The sequence below is a fragment of the Roseovarius sp. MMSF_3281 genome (genome assembly GCF_030733685.1).
Lineage (GTDB): Bacteria > Pseudomonadota > Alphaproteobacteria > Rhodobacterales > Rhodobacteraceae > Roseovarius.
Genome location: NZ_JASHIM010000005.1, coordinates 1 through 19,202, shown reverse-complemented (window position 1 = coordinate 19,202; position 19,202 = coordinate 1). Strand labels below are relative to the sequence as shown.

Annotated in this window: 14 protein-coding genes and 3 pseudogenes; 7 read left to right on the top strand and 10 right to left on the bottom strand. The window is 57.9% G+C overall.

Annotated elements, in window-relative coordinates:
• Positions 1 to 157: 157 nt before the first annotated feature.
• A complete protein-coding gene (locus RBB32_RS07380) occupies positions 158 to 370 on the bottom strand; it encodes a hypothetical protein (protein ID WP_306152066.1) in 213 nt (70 codons plus the stop codon).
• A gap of 265 nt (positions 371 to 635) precedes the next feature.
• Here RBB32_RS07380 and RBB32_RS07375 point away from each other — a divergent pair, with 265 nt between their 5' ends.
• Positions 636 to 1,022: a hypothetical protein gene (locus tag RBB32_RS07375; protein WP_371931030.1), complete on the top strand. Its 387-nt coding sequence runs from the start codon at positions 636 to 638 to the stop codon at positions 1,020 to 1,022.
• Positions 1,019 to 1,168 (top strand): hypothetical protein, encoded by a 150-nt coding sequence (locus RBB32_RS07370; RefSeq protein ID WP_306152065.1) that lies wholly within the window; start codon positions 1,019 to 1,021, stop codon positions 1,166 to 1,168. Before RBB32_RS07375 ends, RBB32_RS07370 begins: the two co-directional genes overlap by 4 nt.
• Before the next feature lie 20 nt (positions 1,169 to 1,188).
• On the opposite strand, the gene repC is transcribed toward RBB32_RS07370, so the two are convergent.
• The 3 genes from repC to repA all read right to left on the bottom strand — a co-directional run bounded on the left by repC (position 1,189) and on the right by repA (position 4,769).
• Entirely contained in the window at positions 1,189 to 2,388 is a 1,200-nt protein-coding gene (gene repC / locus RBB32_RS07365; protein WP_306152064.1) for a plasmid replication protein RepC, read from the bottom strand.
• A gap of 203 nt (positions 2,389 to 2,591) precedes the next feature.
• Positions 2,592 to 3,587 (bottom strand): plasmid partitioning protein RepB, encoded by a 996-nt coding sequence (gene repB / locus RBB32_RS07360; protein ID WP_306152063.1) that lies wholly within the window; start codon positions 3,585 to 3,587, stop codon positions 2,592 to 2,594.
• 3 nt (positions 3,588 to 3,590) lie between these two features.
• Positions 3,591 to 4,769: a plasmid partitioning protein RepA gene (repA, locus tag RBB32_RS07355; RefSeq protein WP_306152062.1), complete on the bottom strand. Its 1,179-nt coding sequence runs from the start codon at positions 4,767 to 4,769 to the stop codon at positions 3,591 to 3,593.
• 357 nt (positions 4,770 to 5,126) lie between these two features.
• Here repA and RBB32_RS07350 point away from each other — a divergent pair, with 357 nt between their 5' ends.
• Together RBB32_RS07350 and RBB32_RS07345 are read left to right on the top strand one after the other, a co-directional pair.
• Positions 5,127 to 5,459: a WGR domain-containing protein gene (locus tag RBB32_RS07350; RefSeq protein ID WP_306152061.1), complete on the top strand. Its 333-nt coding sequence runs from the start codon at positions 5,127 to 5,129 to the stop codon at positions 5,457 to 5,459.
• Between the two features lie 83 nt (positions 5,460 to 5,542).
• Positions 5,543 to 5,921, top strand: a pseudogene (locus tag RBB32_RS07345) (transposase); the annotation flags it as partial.
• A 100-nt stretch (positions 5,922 to 6,021) separates the two neighbouring features.
• Here RBB32_RS07345 and RBB32_RS07340 read toward each other — a convergent pair.
• Positions 6,022 to 7,629 carry an ABC transporter substrate-binding protein gene (locus RBB32_RS07340; protein ID WP_306152060.1) on the bottom strand — a complete coding sequence of 536 codons (1,608 nt, stop codon included), beginning with the start codon at positions 7,627 to 7,629 and terminating at the stop codon, positions 6,022 to 6,024.
• Positions 7,630 to 7,747: 118 nt separating this feature from the next.
• Entirely contained in the window at positions 7,748 to 9,745 is a 1,998-nt protein-coding gene (locus tag RBB32_RS07335; protein ID WP_306152059.1) for an FAD-dependent oxidoreductase, read from the bottom strand.
• 150 nt (positions 9,746 to 9,895) lie between these two features.
• On the opposite strand from RBB32_RS07335, the gene RBB32_RS07330 reads away from it, so the two are divergent.
• Both RBB32_RS07330 and RBB32_RS07325 read left to right on the top strand, forming a co-directional pair.
• Positions 9,896 to 10,897 carry a GlxA family transcriptional regulator gene (locus tag RBB32_RS07330; protein WP_306152058.1) on the top strand — a complete coding sequence of 334 codons (1,002 nt, stop codon included), beginning with the start codon at positions 9,896 to 9,898 and terminating at the stop codon, positions 10,895 to 10,897.
• Positions 10,898 to 10,941: 44 nt separating this feature from the next.
• Positions 10,942 to 11,028: pseudogene (locus RBB32_RS07325) on the top strand (IS6 family transposase); the annotation flags it as partial.
• A gap of 182 nt (positions 11,029 to 11,210) precedes the next feature.
• Here RBB32_RS07325 and RBB32_RS07320 read toward each other — a convergent pair.
• The 4 genes from RBB32_RS07320 to RBB32_RS07305 all read right to left on the bottom strand — a co-directional run bounded on the left by RBB32_RS07320 (position 11,211) and on the right by RBB32_RS07305 (position 18,844).
• Entirely contained in the window at positions 11,211 to 13,655 is a 2,445-nt protein-coding gene (locus RBB32_RS07320; RefSeq protein WP_306152057.1) for an FAD-dependent oxidoreductase, read from the bottom strand.
• Between the two features lie 119 nt (positions 13,656 to 13,774).
• Positions 13,775 to 15,547: a hydantoinase B/oxoprolinase family protein gene (locus tag RBB32_RS07315; RefSeq protein WP_306152056.1), complete on the bottom strand. Its 1,773-nt coding sequence runs from the start codon at positions 15,545 to 15,547 to the stop codon at positions 13,775 to 13,777.
• A gap of 11 nt (positions 15,548 to 15,558) precedes the next feature.
• A complete protein-coding gene (locus tag RBB32_RS07310) occupies positions 15,559 to 17,580 on the bottom strand; it encodes a hydantoinase/oxoprolinase family protein (RefSeq protein WP_306152055.1) in 2,022 nt (673 codons plus the stop codon).
• A 613-nt stretch (positions 17,581 to 18,193) separates the two neighbouring features.
• A complete protein-coding gene (locus RBB32_RS07305; protein WP_306152054.1) occupies positions 18,194 to 18,844 on the bottom strand; it encodes a cupin domain-containing protein in 651 nt (216 codons plus the stop codon).
• A 280-nt stretch (positions 18,845 to 19,124) separates the two neighbouring features.
• Between RBB32_RS07305 and RBB32_RS07300 the strand changes: the two are divergent.
• A pseudogene (locus RBB32_RS07300) lies at positions 19,125 to 19,202 on the top strand (electron transfer flavoprotein subunit beta/FixA family protein); the annotation flags it as partial.

The window sequence follows — 19,202 nt, the reverse complement described above, 5'->3', positions numbered from 1 at the left end:
CGAGGTGGACCAGCTTCACCCGGATATGCGTCGCTTTCGTCGGCCTCTTGGGTCCAGGATTCGGCCATCTGCGCGCCGACCCCGTGCAACCGTACATTCAAGGTAGCAGATCCGATAGAAACGAAAACTCCTTTTTAATTTCAATAGGTTATTCATATCAAGTTGATCTTCTCCAACCCTGTTCCTTGGCGGTTTCCGCCGCCGCCGACGCGGCCTTTTGCTGTTCGGCGGGCAACGCATCGAATACGCAGCGTTTACCACGACGATGTCCTTCGGCAGGAGCGCGGAGACATCGCCGAAATGCGTCAGGTAATCCCATGCTGCGGTGTTCACGCCGGTCGATGTCGCGGTGATCATGGCGTTCACCCATCCCGTGGTGAAACCCTGCGCAGGGTCCAGGAGACCGCCGATATCGTCGTGTGCGAGCATCATCCGGTCTTGCACCGTGACAAAGCGAACTGGACCTGGGGCGACCGACCCCAGCCGGTTGAAGTTGATCCTACGATGAGCGCGCGGCCTGGCAAATCCCCCGGCACTCCGGATTCGGCAAGCATCGCCAATGTGATCGAAGGCGAGATCATCTTTGGCCAAATATCGCCGGGCGCGATGCACGGGACAGGAACGAAGCGGGCAGGGTGATTGCCTGTTCCGGGTTGACCTTGGACCGGGTGGCGCGGCTGCTGGGGATTGACCCCGGGGTGCGCATCCTGCCGTTTCGCGGGGAATATTTCGTGCTGCTGCCGAAACTGAACACCGTGGTGCATAGCATGATCTACCCCGTTCGCGATCCGGCGCGGCCCTTCCTCGGGGTTCACCTGTCGCCAATGATCACGGGAACGATCACCGCCGGATCGAATGCCGTGCTGTCGCCGGCACGGGAAAAATACAGCCGGTTCAGTGCCGATCCGCGCCATGCGGCAAGCGCGTTGCCTAAAGCGTTCCGCCTTTCGCTGATGCATCAGGTGAAAGGCGGAACGCGTGCAACGATTGAGCGGAGCACTGCGTTTCGCGAAAATCTGTGATCCAGGTTTTTCGCGAAACGCTTTATTGCCAAGCATATCGCGACGATGGTGCTTTGAACACCGACCTGACCAACGGGCCGCCACCGGATGGCAGGATAGGGCAGGGGGCTGCACCAACTCCGGCGGTGACACCGCGTTTTTCCTGAATGCCCAGTGTCGATGCATGTTATGCAGCCCCTGTATTCAGCAGGGCCATGACCATCGGGCCGGGCGAAAATTTCCCGAGGTCGGCCTTTCTGGACAAAGCCCTGAGATAGCCGCCCGGACTGTGGATATCGGATATTTTTTGAAGGATACAGGCCAGCACAATGGCGGCATTCTCGGGGCCCATGCTGTTTCGCGCTTCCCTCCAGGCATCGGGGCTGACACCCATCATACCACGCACGAAATCGGCAGCTCCGATCAAATCCCGCCAGGTTCGGATATCTTCCTGTACATAGGGCAGGAGATCGGGACAGGCTTTCAACACGAGAGCCAAGGGCAGGTTTACGGGCTTATGACAAGAGGTGTCACTTTGTGTCGACTCCGGGTCAGAGGGCATCGCCCCGCCGCCCTCACAATTTTCATTGTGGAGTTCAGAATCATAAGAGTCTGTATTTGAATTATGATAGTGACGCTCAGTTTCGGCGGCTTTGCCGCTCATTTTTTCTGTATCATTCACAAGCTGCCGGTTGATCTGATCCAAAATCATACGCAGCTCAGCCCGAATATCCGACATCATTTCAACAGTCAGCCGCCGGCGCATCGTCTTGTGAACATCCAGCAGGCGGTGTTGAATCGGCTCCCAGTCGCTCTGTGGTGCGTTGTCCTGGCCGAAAGACAGCAGCTTGACCGCATCGCGTTTGAGTAATGTCAGCTCCTCGCGCAGGCGGCGCATCCGCTCGGCCGCGGCGCGTGCCTCGCTGGCAGCGTGGGCGATCTTGTCCGCCTTGACGAGAAGGGGCCTCAGATCGAGGCCGAAGGCGCGCGCATAGCCCCCTTCGGCATCGCGCACCGCGTAGCGCTTGCCGTTGGGGCTGTCATGCCGCAAAAGCAGCCCGGCATTCACCAGAGCGGCGAGGTGCCGCCTGAGTGTGCTTTCGGCCATGCCATGCGCCCGTTCGGCCAATGCCGCATTCGAGGGAAACACGATCAGCATATCGTTGTCTGACAGATTGGTATCACGATGAAAGGATAGCAACGCGTTCAGAACGGTAAGATCCCGATCAGACACGTTGAATTCGGATTTCGCAGTGCAGAGTTCGCGGAACAATTCCCACTTGTTCACATGCGGAACCGCAGGCTGTGCCTGTGCCGCACGGGTATGTTCCATCAGGGCAGCCGATACCGCCCGCTGCCCGAAGGGCGTCGTTGTCAAAACATCCATATTTTTTCACGAGACAAAACTTTTTTACCCGCCGGAGTCCGACGCCAGTTGACAGTCATCAACTTCAGACCTTAGATTCGGGTTGCTAAATCACGAACCAAGGGCCTCTCGGGAATGTATCTCGGGGGGCTTTTTCTTGTCGTCCTGTCCTCTCGTGCCTCCTTATCGTTGCTGCTCAGGTTTTTTGGTTTGCCGTTACACGGCTATTCTCCGCGCTCGTCTTTCCAGGCGCGGTGAATCTCGGCGAGATGTTCGATCAGCCATGTTTCAAACCCATTCGACGCCTTGTGGGGCAGGGTCAAAACCGTGGCATTCTCTTTGAATGTCGCATGTCCCAAGGGATTGCCCTCGGCCGTCTTGAGCTTGCGTTTCTCGGGCTTGGGGTGGGCTGTGGCCTCGGTTGCGCGGCGGCGGGGCAGGGTGAGGGCCTTCATCAGGCCCTCGAACCGCTTGTCGGAATTATCTGCCGTGTCCGACAGGTTAACCAGGGCCACGGCCTCGTCCACCGGGGTATCGCTTTCTTCAAGGCGTTCAGCCAGGGCAAGCCAGCGATCCCGGCCTACAGAAGGTGCGGCGCCGATGGCCTCGATCACCTCGATCGGAATTCGGTCTATCACCGACAGCATGCGGCTTATGACTGTCTTATCCACGTGAAGCGCCGCGCAAATTGTTTTGCGATCATACTTCAGATCTCGCATCTGCTTGGCGAAATTGGCTTTCTCAATGAAGCTCAGATCCTTGCGTGCGCTGTTTTCCTGACCCTGGGCCAGAATAAGCTCACGGTCATCCAGATCGCGTACCAGCGCCTTGACCGGCTTGCCGATATCGCGCAGGGCCAGCACGCGGCGGCGCCCGTAGACAACCTGATAACGGTCGTCTTCGGTGGGGTGGGGCCGCACCAAGACCGGCACCTGCTGACCGCTTTCACGGATCGAGGCCACCAGCGCCCGATGATCGGATTCGACATCATCAAGCCTGTCGTCCAGCCCGCCGGCCTCGATCTGGTTGGGGTCGATCTCGATCACGGAGCGGCTTTTGAGATCGGCGATGGACTGGCTGACCGCACCGATGGCACCGCCCTTGTAACGGGGGCGGGTGGGATCGACGCGGGTTGTATCCTCCTTGTCCTCATTCAGTGGCGACTCGGATGACTTGGCGGTGTCGTCCATCAATCCCTGTAAAAGGTGCTTGCGTGCCATGGTCTAACGCCTCCATGCCTGTTGAATGAGGCCCTCGATCTCGCCGTTCACGGCATTGAGAGACTCCATCGCCCGCTCGTAGGTCGAGCGGGTGAACTGACTTTTCTCGACTTCATAGAGTGTCTGCTTGGTGATCCCGGCATCCGAGATAGCCGTGGATTTAAGGACCGGATGGTTCAGGACGTGTTCCCCGAACATCGAGCGCATGAAGCTGACCATCTGGTTCTGCGGGCCATCGCCGGGTTCGTAGCGGGTGATGACATAACGCAGCCAGTCATAAGACATATCGCCCCCAGCCTCGGACACGACGCCCAGCAAATTGGAGGTCATCAGAAGGAACTGGCACATCGACATCACGTCGAGCATCTGGGGATGCACCGTGACCAGAACGGCGGTGGCCGCCGACAGGGCCGACATGGTCAGGAACCCCAACTGCGGCGGGCAATCTATCACGACCACGTCATACTCGCCTTCGACCTCGGACAGAACGGCGCCAACCCTGGTGAAGAAAAGGTTACCATCGCGTTGCGACAGCGCACGGGGGGTGTCGTGTTCGAATTCCATGAGGTCCAGATTGCCGGGCACGATATCCAGGTTGGTGAAATAGCTTTTCTGGATCACCTCGTGCAGCGGCACCGGATCGTCGTAGCGGATGGCATCATAGAGCGTTCCACCGTCCAGAAGATCAAACTCGGGCTGGAAGCCGTGCAGGGCGGAAAAACTGGCCTGCGGGTCCAGATCGACACCCAGCACCTTGTAACCGTCCAGAGCCAGCTTTTGCGCCAGATGAGCCGATGTGGTGGTCTTGCCGGACCCGCCCTTGAAGTTGATGACGGTAATCACCTGCAAATGATCGCCCTCACCCCGACCGGGCAGGTAGGTGCCGGGGGATTTTGCCCCCTCTTCGAGGAATTCGCGCAGGGCCTGGATATCGGCGGTCGAGTAATAACGGCGACCGTTGCCGCGCACCTCGGGGGAGGGGCCTTTGCCGTCCAGATGCAACTTGCGCAGGTAGGCATCGTTCACGCCCAGAAGGTCGGCGGCTTCGCCACTGGTGAACCGGCGAAGTTCCTTACGCGCGTCCGGCGGAAAAAGTCGCGCCCGATGAGCTTGCAACCGCTCTGACAATCTGCTCGCATGATCCCCGATCAGCGTGTCGATACGGGTTTGATCTATTGCCATTCTGCCCTCATGTGCTTTCCGTTTGTTACGGAAATTCTCGTTTTATTCGATTCTTTCCGTAATTAAATGCCCGGAGAACTCGATTCTGACAAGAGGTTTATTCACATCATCTTGTGGATAACTTCTGTTTCACACCGGATATCCGCCAGATGAGGGCATGATCACCGGGGCACAGCGATGGACCTTTTACCTGAGCCGTCAATGAAAGGCAGACTTGCGGGCTGCGTATTGCACGGACAAGAAGCGTTTCAACCTCACGCAGGTGCAAGTTGAACCCCAAGCAGAGCCAAACAACAGGGTCCGCTGCATTCGTCGGATGCAATGGGCAGGCCCGGCGACATGGACGGCCGACCGCGCTTGCTGATCTTCAAAGATTTCGAACTATTGCTGGAAAATATCAGCGCGACCGTTATGCTGGGAACAGGACTTGGAGGCACTGCCATGCTGACCTTTCTTTTGCACCGACAGGGCGATAGCGATGCCCGGATTCGGCAGGATTTCTATCGGATCGATGTGACCTACAACCTGTTCGGGGAATATTCGATCATGCGCGAATGGGGCCGCGCCGGACAGCGCGGGCGGCACGTTATCACGTGGGTTTCCAATCTGCGTGATGCCATGATGCTGGCTGATGGCTGGCAACGCAAAGCGTATTCCAGAGGGTTCCAGCTAACCGAGCGCAGCCAGTAATCCACCGAATACAGCCTTTCACCAAAGCGTTTCGCGAAATTATTTAACATAACAACTATTATGCGATCCGCTAATATTGCCAGCGGCGTGCCATCGTGAACCGCGACCCTGCGCCGGGGCTGGTTCAGTATTCTGATCAAGGATCGCAATACTGCTCCGTCAACTATCAGGCCGAGCTTCGAAAGCGCGGCATCCTGATCTCTCTCGGCGATTGTGTGCAATCGCCTGCCGGCAACGGAGGAGCGGCAAGGGGAACTGCTACGACAACTCGATGGTCGAGACGTTCTTCAAGATCATCAAATCGGAGCTGATCTGGCCGGTCGCCTAGCACAGACCCGCCAGCAAGCCGAAAACGCCATCACCAGATACATCGACGGGTTATATAACCCCGTCAGGCGACACTCATCGCTCGGCTTCCTGAGCCCCATCGCATTCAAGCGCAGGGTCCGCGAAGTGAGCTAAACGCTCGCCCCAAAATCCGGGCAAGCCCAAGCGACTGCGTAAGGAAATGCTATCGTATGATGGCACGACGGGTTTGTCCGTCGTGCCAATTCTTTTAATCTCAGTCGCTGAACCACCAGCGGCTAGGCGCGCGCGCGCCGTCGCATTCCCAACTGGCCGCAAGGTTCTCGCCGTGCTTCACCCGGCTGTTGCGTGCGTAGACGAAGTTGTTGAAGAACGGCAGGATCGTACCGCCGTCATCCCGCATCAGCCCACACATTTCCTGATACATTTCACCACGCTTCGCGTCGTCCAGTTCCGCCTTGGCCTGTAGCAGAAGCTCGTTGAAACGCTTGTTCTGCCACCGGCTTTCGTTCCATGCCGCGTCGTCCTTGTACGCGAGAGAGAACATGACGTCCGGTGTCGGCCGAGCCCCCCAGGAAACGGCACAGAACGGTTTCTTGAGCCAAACCTCGGAATAGTATCCGTCGTTCGGTTCGCGGATCACATTCACCTTGATACCGGCTTTCTTCGCTTGCTCGGCAAACAGCACGCACATGTCCACAGCGCCCGAGAACAAGCTGTCTGCCGTGCTGACATTGACCTCCAGATTTTCGTGCCCAGCCTTTTTCAGCAGCGATTTCGCCTGGTCAGGATCATATTGACGTTGCTCAATCTCTTCCGGCCAATATGGCTGCACCGGGGCAAGGTGGAAGTCATTGCCGATGGTCGCAGCCCCGAACGAGATCTTTTCTATGATCTCTTCGCGATCAATGGCCAGTTTCAGAGCGTTGCGCACATTCACATCATCGAAGGGTGCCGTGTCACAATGCATCGGCATCGTGATGGCAGCCCCCGACGGTACGTTGTCCACAAGGATGTCCGGCCGGCGCTCCAACAGCGAAAGCGTTTTCAGCTCTACCAGTGAGACAGCGTCGACATCGCCCGAAACAAGCGCAGCCTGTCGTGCGTTCGGGTCGTTCAGAAGTACGATCTCAACCTTGTCGAAATACGGGCCTTCAAGGTGCCACCCATCATGGCGCGACAGGCTAAACTGAACGCCGAATTCCCCATCGTCTATCCTGAACGGACCGGAGCCGTCACCGGATTGCCAGTCGATCGTGCCGTCGTCATTGGCCGGGCAGATCGCGAGATGGTAGTCGGTCATGAGCCAGGGCAGGTCCGCGTTGCCACGGGACAGGCTGATAACCACCGCGTGATCGCCGTCCGCTGTGATATCCTCGACATCGGTCAGCAGTGATTTGGCCGCCGACGTGGAATCTTCACCCCGGTGGTGGTTGAGCGACGCGATCACGTCCTTAGACGTGACGGGCTTGCCACTGTGGAAACTGGCGTTCTCGTTCAGCTTGAAGGTCCACTGCGCGGCATCCGGCGTCGCTTGCCAGTCGGTGGCAAGGTCCGGACCGAGCGAATTGTCGGGCTCGATCAGTGTCAGGTAGCTGCGGTGCTGATGGGCCACGTAGATCTGCTGACGCGACAGGTACTTTCCAGGGTCATGCGTATCCGAGGTATTGCCATCATGGATGCCCCACCGGAAGGTGCCGCCCCGCTTGGGCGTCTGGGCATGCGCCTCGCTGCTCCAGAGCGTTGTCGCGGCCGACGCCGTCAGCCCGGCCGCCGTAGCCGTCGAAAGGAAACTGCGGCGCGAGATCCGGCCAAGCCGAGCCTCCCGTGCCAGGGTCTCCATCAGGGAATTCGAGTGTTTCATTTGGTCTCCTTGGATCTGTTGGGATCATTGATTGCGGACGATGGAACCGCCCGGAAAGCGACGCAGGGCTCCGACCCTGAGCCAATTTCGAGAAGGTCACGGTGGATGCTGAGCAGTGTCAAAGTTCCAGCCCCAGCTTCCGCCCTTCGTAGAACGCGTATGGCGCTAGCCGCGGCGCCACGCAGTCGCCGATGCTTTGATGCGCAATGCCAAGCTCATCGAGCCCGAGACCGACCATGTCGAACGCAGTGTTGGTCGTCGCCAGAACCAGCGTGTCCGCCTCTATATGGGTCAACTCACCAGACAAGAGCGACCGAACCTCGGCTGCCTGCCCCGTCCAGCGTTCGACAATCGATTCTACCAGGAACCGGGCGCCGGCCCGCGCCAGCGTGCGCCGCAGCGGCGCGTCGGACGTGGTCCGGCCGAGTTCGGCCCCAACGTGCGTATCTGGCGTAACGATGTAAACCTCGTGCCCCCGCTCGGCCAGGAACCAGGCCGTGCCGCAGCCGCGCCAATGACCGCCCTCGTCTATCACCACGACACGCTTTCCGGGCACCACGGCCCGGCGCATAATGTCTTCGGCTGAACAGACATTGCCGTTTCCAAGGCCGTCCAGCGTGTCACGCTGCGGCAACCACCGTTGAAATCCGGTTTCGGGGGGAAGCGAGCCAGTTGCTATGATGACTTCATCGGCGCCGTACATTTCGACATCCTCGGCATCGATAAAGGTATTGAATTTTACATCCACGCCAAACTTGGTGAACTGACCCACGTACCAGTCGAGTAATTCCAGGATCTGTCCGCGGCGAGGCTGTTCACCGGCTAGCCGGAATTGGCCCCCAAGTTGGTTGGACGCCTCGCAAAGCGTCACCCGGTGTCCGCGCAACGCAGCGACGCGCGCCGCCTCAAGGCCGGCGGGCCCCGCACCCACGACGAGCACGGCTTTAGTGTTCTGAGCTGGCTTCAAGTCCTCGCTGCCCCATTCGTGCTCGCGTCCAACCGAGGGGTTCACAAGACAGGAGATCCAGTAATCGCGCGACCGGCGGCCCCAGCACATCTGATTGCACGAGATACAGCCGCGCACGTCCTCTGCCCGGTCTTCCATGACCTTTCGCGCCCAGAACGGATCGGCGATCTGGCCGCGTACGATGGAAACGAGATCGGCCTCCCCGGCGCGCAGCATCGCTTCGGCGTTTTCCGGCGTCCGGACCTGGCTTTCAGCGGTCACCACGGCGTTCGCAAGCCGGTCTTTCAGGGCGCGTGTCAAATCAGCGCTCAGCTTTTCTCCGTGTATGAAGGTCGGCATGACCCTGTCATAGTCGACATAGCTTCCAGACCCGCACGAGATGTAATCGACATGCCCGGTCGCATCATACCCCGCGAGAATGTCCACAAGCTCGCCCGTGTCGAGGGCAACCGGGTCTGCTTCCGCGTGGCTGACCGAAAGGCCGACAATGAAGTCCTCGCCACAAGCCGCGCGCACGCCCTCGATGATCCGCTGTCCAAAGCGTGTTCTGTTTTCGAGCGATCCGCCCCATTCATCTTCCCGCCTATTTGACCAGGGGCGCCAGAACTGCTCGATCAGCGAATGGTACGCTGCCCATATTTCGACCCCATCGAACCCGGCGGCCTGACAGCGCCGCGCGGCGCCGATATAGCCCTCGATCAATTTCTCAATCTCTTCCACCCGCAACGCGTGGCTGCCATCACTATCGTGGTAGGAGGGCATTCCCGAGGGTGACCAGTTGGGCAGGTAGGACAGGTCGGCATCACCGTGCTGTCCAACATGGTACAGCTGTTGAAGCATGACCGTGCCCTCGGCCTTGCAGGTGTCGGTGATGGCGCGGAAGCCCGGAATGACGGCATCGTCGCACGGCCGAAAGTTTCCACGGGTCAGCACCGCAGTGGGATGCACCGGTTGTGGCTCCACGACGATCATGCCTGCCCCGCCCCGCGCCCGCTCAAGGTAATAGTGTAGATGCTGGCTACCTGGCAGGCCGTTATCGGCCATGTTCGCAGTATGAGCACCGAAGACGATGCGATTTTTCAGGGTGCGGCCGCGCAACTGCAGCGGCTCGACAAGCTTCTGATGGGAGTGGGTGGTCGGATCGTTCATGGCAACCTGTTGATCCTAGAAAGCGTGTTGAGGCGTGGGTCGTCGCCGGATAGGAGGCCGACCGACGAACGATAATTTACCTGAACATCAGATGAATAATTGCATTTTTGATCGTTTTTTCTGTAAATTTGAGTCAAAGAAGAGAGCCACATGATCGACTCGCAAGGCCTTGTCTACCTTCACGTCGCACTGGTGCTGTGCCCCAGTTTCACGCAGACTCCGATGTCGTGTTTCGCCGACGCGTTGCGCCTGGCGGCAGACCATGACGATCGAAGCAAACAGATCCTGTTCAGATGGGATTACGCCAGCGCGTCAAAGGCCCCGCTGATGTCCAGCGCGGGCCTGCCCGTCGCGCCCACGATCGCGCTGGAGAGCATCGTGGATTATGACTGCATCGTCGTTTGCGGCGGGCTGCTCGGGTCGCTTGGACAAGTACGGCCCGAGCTTGTCGACCTCCTGCGCGCGGCGCATGCGCAAAACCGGATGGTCATCGGCCTGTGCACCGGCTCGTTCCTTCTTGCCGAGGCGGGGTTGCTCGACGGCAAGAGTTGCGCGATCCATCCCAACGTCCTGCGCGCCTTCGTCAACCGGTATCCGACGACGCGCCCCGTGACGCAAGGAAGCTACTGCATGGAGGGCAACCTCATCACCTGCCCGGGCGGTGTCCTGTCGCTGGACGTGGCCGGCCACATCATCCGGCACTCAAGCAACCCAAGCCGGACATTCAAGGCGTTCGACTACCTGCTGTTCAACTATGAGAACCCCCGGAACTACGTTCCCAAGCGCCCGTACCAGGAACGCCTGGACACCGCCTCGGACTTGGTAAAAAACGCGGTCCGCCTTATGGAATCGAACGTCGCAACGCCGTTTCCTGTAACCGAACTTGCCGACAGGCTGGCGACAACGCGCACCAGGCTGACACGCAGATTCAAGAATGACATGGACGCCGCGCCAGCCGCTTTTTGGCTCGGAATTCGCCTCGACCTTGCAAGCCGGCTGCTTCTGGAACGAAACATCACCATGACCGAGGCTGGCTACGAACTGGGCTTTTCCGATACCGCGCATTTCTGCCGTCAGTTCAAGTCGCGGTTCAAGGTAACGCCGCGCAGATACCGCGCGCTCTACCGGGCTAAGACACCGCTTTCGCCCTAGGTGTTTGATCCCAGCGTGTGATGGGGTGATCCTTTCGTTGGAATGGAAGGAAGTACTGGCTCTGGCGGGCGGTCGGCGCCAATGGCGAAATACTGGATATCCTGCTCCAGTCGCGTCGGAACACGAGCGCCAGAGATGGGAGCAAGCTCAACTCGGCCCGGCTCAGGCCAATATCCCGTTCAATCGGCAACAGGAAAAGGCTCCAAGCATACATGACACCCATGCAACCGTTGATAAGACAGCCGATCAAAACGGGGCGGGACAGCAGACCTGAACCCGCTGTACCATTCTCGTCATCTCGGCCATTCACTATCTACACCTTGATCCTCTCATTCTTTGGATCCAGGAAAGGCGAAAGCGAGGCCATTGCCTGATACCGTTCACAAGCAATCTCAATCTCGAATCCGCCCGAGTTCACGAAGTCACGGGTGACGCCATCGGCGCTATGGATGTAGCCCATGCCCATCGACCGATCGAGCCTGTGTCCATACCCACCAGATGTAATTGACCCGATGATCTTTCCATCCTTGTAGATGGGCTCTTCGTGATAGAGCATCTTTCGACATTCCTCAGGCAGTTGGAATTGCACAAGACGCTTTTTCGGCACACCAGCGTCTCGAGCAGCCAAAAGAGCATCACGGCCAATGAAGTCAGTTTTTGCATAGTCCACGGCAAAGGAAAGACCGGCTTGGATCGGGGTATCTTCTTCACCGATATCGTGACCCCAGTGCCGATAGCCTTTTTCAATTCGAAGGCTGTTGAGCGCGAAGAACCCGGCATGGCTAAGACCAAATTCCTGACCGGCCTCCACGATCTTGTCGAAGACGTGGACCGCGAAATCCGCCGGAACATAAAGCTCCCAACCAAGTTCGCCAACAAAGGTCAGCCGGCTTGCCCTGACGGTCGCATATCCGACCGCAATCTCCTGGCTCGTCCCGAACGGGAAGGCGGCATTCGACAGGTCGGCACCGGAAACCTTCTCAAGCAGCGCGCGGGACTTGGGCCCCATAAGCGCCAGCATGGGCAGGCCGGGCGTGACATCGGTAACAACGACAGCCGCATCGTCGGGGATGTGCCGGCGCAGCCACGACAGATCGCGCGTTTGGCTGGCGGCGATAGTCACGACCAGATAGGCGGTTTCCGAAAGCCGGGTGATTGTGACATCCGCCTCGATCCCTCCGCGGGGGTTGAGCCACTGGGTGTAGACGACCTTGCCCACGGCAACATCGACATTGCCAGCTGACACGTTGTTGAGGATGCGGCAAGCGTCTCGGCCCTCGACCCGAAATTTCACATAACAACTTTGGTCGAACAGGGTCACGGCCGTTTGCGTGTCCAAACATTCCGCACGCGCGTCTTCGAACCAACTTTGCGGGCCGAAGGAATAACCGATCTCGGTCGAACGTCCGTCGCGCGCGAAAAAGCCCGGGCGCTCATAGCCCGCCGCTTCGGTCATCGAGGCCCCAAGGGAAACGAGGCGGTCGTGAAACGGGCTGTGGCGCACGTTGCGCGCGGTCTCGTATTGCTGGTAGGGCCAGTGCATCTTGTAGAGCAAGCCCAGCGTTTCCTTGGTTCGGTCGAAGAGGTAGCTCTTGTTCGATTGCCAGTAATGCATCCGACGCACGTCGACATCGGCCAGTTCCATCGGCGGATGTCCGTCGTTGATCCAATCCGCCAGCGCCTTGCCGACGCCGCCGGACGACAGAATCCCGACCGAGTTGAACCCGCAGGCGCAGAACAACCCCTCAACCTCGGGCGTCTCTCCCAGAAGATAGCGGTCATCGGGCGTGAAGCTTTCCGGACCGTTGAAAAACAGCTGGATACCGGCATTGGCCAACGCAGGTACGCGTTTGACGGCCATGTCGAGAATCGGCTCAAAATGGTCGAAATCCTCGGGCAGGCTGTCGAAGCAGAAATCGTCGGGGATGCCCTGATGCCCCCAGGGTTTCGCTTCGGGCTCGAAGCACCCCAAAAGGAGCTTGCCAGCGTCTTCCTTGTAATAGGAACACTCGTCAGCGACGAACAGTACTGGCAATTCACGAGATAGCTCAGGCATCTGTTCGGTCACGATGTAGAAATGCTCTGCGGCGTGAAGCGGAAGGGAGACGCCGTTTTGCGCCGCGAACTCGCGCGACCACATACCGCCTGCGATGACGACGCGATCGGCCCGGATCTCGCCATCGGAAAGCTTCACGCCCCGCACCTTTCCGTTCTCGACGATCAGGCTTTCAACCGGGGTATGCTCGAAAATTCTGGCGCCGCGCATACGCGCGCCCTTTGCCATCGCCATCGTCACGTCAGCCGGGTTAACCTGCCCGTCGTTAGGCATCCAAATGCCACCAACAATATCTTCGGCCTCGACCAATGGCCAGCGTTCGCAGACCTCGCCCGCGGAAATGACATCCGCTTCCAGACCGAAATTTCTGGCCATCGAAACACCGCGTTTCAGTTCTTCGAAACGAGCGTCATGCGTGGCCAGACGCAGAGCGCCGTTTTGTTTGAAACCTGTCGCCTGCCCCGTTTCGGTTTCCAATTCGCGAAATAACTCACCCGTATATTTTGCAAGCTCCGTCATGTTGCGCGTGGCGCGGAGCTGCGTCACCAACCCGGCCGCATGCCAGGTCGTGCCGCTCGTCAGCTGCTTTCGATCACACAAGACGACATCGGCAATCCCCAGCTTGGTCAGGTGATACGCGATGGAACAGCCCGCTACGCCGCCGCCGACGATAACCACATCTGCTGTATTTGGAATGCTCATGACTGTAGCTCCTATTCTTTAGGCACCTGGGCAGGTGCCGATCCGCGGGCGCCCCGTGTCGTTTTTCTCAGAGTTTTTGAAGAGGGCGGCACCCCAGAGCATGGGGTGCCGGGTATTCGCTAGGCGGTGCGCAGTCGCGCCGTTTCAGCTTCATTCAGCGTCATGGTCTCGGAATCGATCACGACACCGTATGCGTCCCTTGCGTGTTCGATGGACACATACCCGTCCAGAACGTCGTCCAGGACCTTCTGGGCAGGCCGTTCGTGAGGATTCCCCCAGCCGCCGCCACCGGTGCTTTCGAATTGAAACACCTCGTCGTATTCGAAAGGATGGCTGGACAGAAGGGGGCTTCGCCAATCACCGTTTTCGGTTAGACCACCGATCACGATCTCGCGTCCATCCGGATAGAGATGCTTGGAGCGCTGCACATCGCTGCGCAGTCCTCCATTCACGCCCGGGCTGCCTTCGCGGGTGCGCGAAGTTTCCATGTTCATCTCTCCCTCGCAGAGGAAGCGCACCTTGAACTTGGCGCCTAGGCCGCCACGAAATTTGCCAGCCCCGGCGCTATCGGCTCGCAATTCGTATGCATCATATTCGATTGGAAATAAGAGCTCTGCTGTCTCCGCCATCATGTTCATACAATTCCCCAGAGGATCCATCGTGACACTCATTCCATCATTATAGGGTGTGCCACCCCAGCCACCGGCTGGCAGGTCGGAAAAGACGTTGGCATTTCCTTCCGCATCCTTAGTGGAAGAGACAAACCAGTTGGCCTCAGAGCAAGTAGAGCCGGTAACACGATCTGGAATCGCCTGAGCTAGAGCTTGCCAGATCGCGCTGGTAATCTTGGACGAGGTTAGAGTGGTGCAGCCGATCGTCGGTGCAGGCCATTGCGGATTCAGCCAGGTTCCTTCCGGAATATCAAGCGTGATTGGCACGAACATCCCGGCATTCGATGGGGCGTGTGGCGCAAGGAAAAACTGAAGCGAGTAGTACGCCGCTGATGCCGTATTGGCGTAAGGAGAATTGATCGAGCCTTTGCAGGTCGGGTCCGAACCGTTGAAGTCGACATGGATGTTCGATTCCTTGACAGTCAGCTGCACCGCGACCTTTACCGGATCGGGCGAGAAGCCATCGGTATCAGCGAAATCCTCGGCATAGTAGACACCGTCGGGAATCTCTTCGATCGACTTGCGGATGATGCGTTCGGTATACCCGATCAGCTCCTTCATCGCGGCTTTCACCGTCTGCAAACCATAACGCCGGGCGGCACGCTGCAACTCCTGCTCAGCGGCCCGCAACGCCCCCAGATGCGCCTGAAGATCGCCTTCGATGAAGAAAGGGGTCCGCGTGTTGTTCATGATGATGGCCAGGAAATCGGGATTGATTTCATAGTTCTCATAGAGCTTGATCGGCGGGATGCGCAGTCCCTCGGCGGCCACGTGGGTCGAGAAAGACATCCCACCCGCAGCACCGCCACCCAGGTCCATCCAGTGACCGCGGCTCACCGCAAAGCCAAGCACTTCCTCTTCATAGAAGACCGGCATGATGAAGGTGATATCGTTGGTATGCGTGCCACCCTGGTAAGGATCGTTCAACGCATAAATATCGCCCGGCTTCATGGTCTCGATGGGGTACTTCCGGGCCGCCGCGTCGGCGCTATATTGCATCGCCGCCAAGTGAACAGGACAGTTTGCAGCCTGCGCCAGAAGGCGCAGCTCGGGGTCGTAAACCGCGTTTGAGAAGTCAAGAATATCGGCCAGGATCGGCGAGAACGATGTGCGTTGCATGATCGTGGACATTCGGTTGCACGCATATTCAAACGTATTGCGCAGCACTTCGAAAGTAACGGCGTCAACATCGCCGAAGCGTCCTTTGGTTTCGGTAGACATGGTTATTCTCCTCAATTCCCGATGGTGACAACAAGGTTGCCGCTTTTGTCGACTTCGCCGGAGCAGTTCGGCGGAATGACGGCGATCGAGTCGAGATACTCGACAACAGCGGGGCCCTGCATTTTGGCGCCCGGGGCAATATTCTTGCCGTCGTAAAGGTCGGCGTCGTGCCAGATTTCATCAAAATAGACAGGCCGCGTGGCATGGCTTTCGACCGACTTCTGGCCACCGAAATCATAAACCGGCGGCTCTTTCATCTTGCCGACCGCAGTGACGCTGAGAGACACGAAGGCAATTTCGAAAGCTTCGTTCGATACGCCGTATTCCTTTTCATGCGCGGCATGGAACGCCATCGCAATCTGTGGAATGTGCAAGTCGGTCAGTTCGCCAGAGGGGATGTCGGTTTCCACCTCGTATGTCTGGCCCACATAACGCATCTGTGCCGTGCGGCGCAGCTCCATGTTGTCGTCGGATATGCCGTCCGCGGCAAGACGCTTGCGCGCATCCGCTTCGATCTGATCGTAAAGCCGGTTCAGATCGGCCACCTTGACTTCGCCAAGCGCCGCATAGTGGAAGGTTTCGATATCATGGCGCATATCCATGGCAGTGGCACCGAATGCCGAAGCCACACCGGCGGCACCCGGAATCACCACCTGCGGAATGCTCATCGCCTGGGCAACGAAGCAAGCATGCATCGGCCCCGCACCGCCGAAGCTGGCGAGGACAAAGTCGCGCGGGTCGCGCGCCCTGGCAACCACCACGCCTTTCACGGCCTGCGCCATGGTTTCGCAGGAAATCTTGATCATGCCGTCAGCCGTTTCCAGTCGCGACAGCCCGATTTTCTCGGCCAGGCGATCAATGGCAGCTTCGGCCGCCGCCTTGTCCAGTTCGAACTTGTCGCTGAGCGACGGATTCAGGCGGCCAAGAACGAGGTTGGCGTCCGTGATGGTCGGCTCCGTTCCGCCACGGCCATAGCAGGCTGGACCAGGTGTCGAGCCCGCCGATTGCGGCCCCATCCGCAACGATCCACCCTCGTCGACCCAACCGATGGAGCCGCCGCCCGCGCCGACAGAGTGGATATCAAGCATCGGCACAGCAACCGGAACTTCCCATTCCAACTCATGATCGCGGGTGATGAGTCCCTCACCCTTCTCGACGATGGACACATCGAAGCTGGTGCCCCCAACATCGGTATGGATGATGTTTTCAAAATCGGCATGGCTGGAAAGATAAGAGGCATAGGCGACGCCGCCTGCCGGCCCCGATTCAATCAATTCCTCGGGGCGAAGCTTGGCGTTTTGCGCCCCCATGACGCCGCCGTTGCTTTTGAGAATAAGCAGCTTTCCGACGAAGCCTCGTTCCGCGAGAACCTCCGACAGGCGGTCGAAGTAATGCGTCATGATCGGCATAAGACAGGCGCGAATCGCCGTTGTCGTGAACCGGCCATGCTCTCGGAAAACCGGGCGAGTGTCGGACGACATGACGACATGTACCTCGGGCACCTCTTCGAGAAGGATGTCCCGCATCTTTCTTTCATGCGCGTCATTGGCATACGAGTTAATGAACCCGATGCCGACTGAACCATAGCCCCGTGCCTTGATCTCCCGTGCGATCTCCCGCGCGGCCTCGTCTTGAAGTTCCCGGCGCACTTCGCCTTTGGCAGACATGCGTTCATCGATTGTGAATCGATGGCGACGACGGATCAGAGGCTGCGGTTTGGTCTGGTACGGGTCATACAGCGCCTTACGGCTTTGACGTCCGATCTCGATCGTGTCCCGAAACCCTTCGGTTGTGACGAATGCCGCATCGGGGTAGTCACGCTCAATAAGCGAATTTGTTGCGGTGGTCGTTCCGTGCATCAGAAATGAGATCTGGTCAAACGGAATACCTGCTGTTTCGATGGAATCGAGAACACCGCGCGAACGGTCATCCTTCGTTGTAAGGACCTTCGCGGTCTTGTACGATCCGTCCTCTTCGTTCCATGCAAAGAAGTCAGTGAAAGTTCCACCAACATCAATCCCTACGCGCCACATACGTTTCTCCCTGCTTGTGAATTTTAATAATCATATGTTCACTTGACTGATCATTTTATGTCAAGTTTTTTATTTGGTGTATTGTTTAAGGTCATTTTTCGACGGCAATTGTCGGATAAGACTATGTAAGAACACTTCTTTCGCGTTCTTGAACCTAGCGAGGGCAAAGCATCAGGTTCGGCTGATACAGCTTGAGCGGCAGTGAACCCCAGATGGTCACCGCCGCTGTCATGGTGTCAGACCGCGAAGAAAGGAAACCTTGTCGTAAGTGTCAGAGGACAGAGTCAGAACCGCTATGACTGGCGCAATCAGAAGCCCGATCTTCGCCAGGGCCATCAGGCGCCGGGCGACATCATCCTCTCCGGCCCTGCAGACGAACTCTCAGTCGCCCAATCCGGTCACTCCTTCCGGTTGATCAAGTGACGTGATCAACTAAAGAGAGCCCGCGCAAGGAGGTCAATTTCGGAGTTTTCACCGGTTCAAGTTCGATCCTGATAGACACCGACAGGGCCGCTCAAAGTCATGGATCTTTGCAAATCCACCTTAACACATAGGCGCCCGGAATCATCGGGGCCAGACCAAGACCGCCAACGTTCTGTAACGTTATTCATACTCAGTAAGACGGTGGTGAAATGGCCCAGATTATCACCGTTTCTTCATCGCTCTCATTGGCATAGCGGTGCGGAATCGAACTCTCGAAGGCAAAGCTGTCACCAGACTCGAGAGAGATCTCCTTGCCATTAAGCCAAAGAGTAAGTTTGCCAGAAGCGACAAATCCGGCCTCTTCACCCTTGTGACTGTAGTCTTCCTTTCCGCTGACTGAATGAGGGCGAAAAGTGCACCGCAACAATTCGATTCCCCGCGCCAAATTCGGAGAAAGAAGCTCGTCCCGTATGCCGCTCTCGAAATCCAGCTTGCGGCGCCTATCCCGGCGCACGACGAACTCGCGGAACTCATCATCGTCTTCGGATGGTGATGGGAAAAACCAAGATATGTTCACACCAAGTGCGCGGCTGATCGAATGCAGTGCCTTGATTGAAGGTGAAGAAATCGAACGCTCAATCTGACTGAGATACCCTTTTGAAAGACCGGTTGCATCCGAAAGTTCACTCAACGTCACATTGCTTGCGCGCCTCAAATCCTTGATCTCCTGACCAACCAAGGCACCGGCTTCCAGGACATCATCCAAGTCTTGAATGGGCTCGGACTGGATTGGCCCTCGTAGAGCTGTGGACCTTGCTAATGATGGTGTCTTCTTTTTCATACAGTAGGTACTCCCGATAGGTCAGGGACGGCATTATGGCCCAGCTCTGGAACTGCCAGCAACAGAAGATGAACTTTCGTTAGTAAATTTTTATTTTTGTGATCATGCTCCTGCACCCTCTTTTGCCCTCTGAGATAAGCCTGGATCACCAGAGATCCCCTGCTTGCGCGTGCTCCGCCCCGCTTCACAACGTCTTTGTGAACTTTTATAGTTGATTTTTCACTTTGTAGAAAACATGCTGCTTGAAATCGAACATCTGGGTCCAACGGAGGGAACAAAGGTGAAGGTTCTAGTGCCTGTCAAACGCGTGATCGACTACAACGTGAAGGTCCGTGTTAAGGCGGACGGCAGCGGTGTC

Excerpts from the sequence above, each read along its gene's own strand:
- RBB32_RS07335 (WP_306152059.1), bottom strand. The coding sequence starts at position 9,745 with ATGAACGATCCGACCACCCACTCCCATCAGAAGCTTGTCGAGCCGCTG.
- repB (WP_306152063.1), bottom strand. The coding sequence starts at position 3,587 with ATGGCACGCAAGCACCTTTTACAGGGATTGATGGACGACACCGCCAAG.
- RBB32_RS07315 (WP_306152056.1), bottom strand. The coding sequence starts at position 15,547 with ATGTCTACCGAAACCAAAGGACGCTTCGGCGATGTTGACGCCGTTACT.
- RBB32_RS07380 (WP_306152066.1), bottom strand. The coding sequence starts at position 370 with ATGGGTGAACGCCATGATCACCGCGACATCGACCGGCGTGAACACCGC.
- repA (WP_306152062.1), bottom strand. The coding sequence starts at position 4,769 with ATGGCAATAGATCAAACCCGTATCGACACGCTGATCGGGGATCATGCG.
- RBB32_RS07310 (WP_306152055.1), bottom strand. The coding sequence starts at position 17,580 with ATGTGGCGCGTAGGGATTGATGTTGGTGGAACTTTCACTGACTTCTTT.
- RBB32_RS07305 (WP_306152054.1), bottom strand. The coding sequence starts at position 18,844 with ATGAAAAAGAAGACACCATCATTAGCAAGGTCCACAGCTCTACGAGGG.
- RBB32_RS07320 (WP_306152057.1), bottom strand. The coding sequence starts at position 13,655 with ATGAGCATTCCAAATACAGCAGATGTGGTTATCGTCGGCGGCGGCGTA.
- RBB32_RS07330 (WP_306152058.1), top strand. The coding sequence starts at position 9,896 with ATGATCGACTCGCAAGGCCTTGTCTACCTTCACGTCGCACTGGTGCTG.
- RBB32_RS07340 (WP_306152060.1), bottom strand. The coding sequence starts at position 7,629 with ATGAAACACTCGAATTCCCTGATGGAGACCCTGGCACGGGAGGCTCGG.
- repC (WP_306152064.1), bottom strand. The coding sequence starts at position 2,388 with ATGGATGTTTTGACAACGACGCCCTTCGGGCAGCGGGCGGTATCGGCT.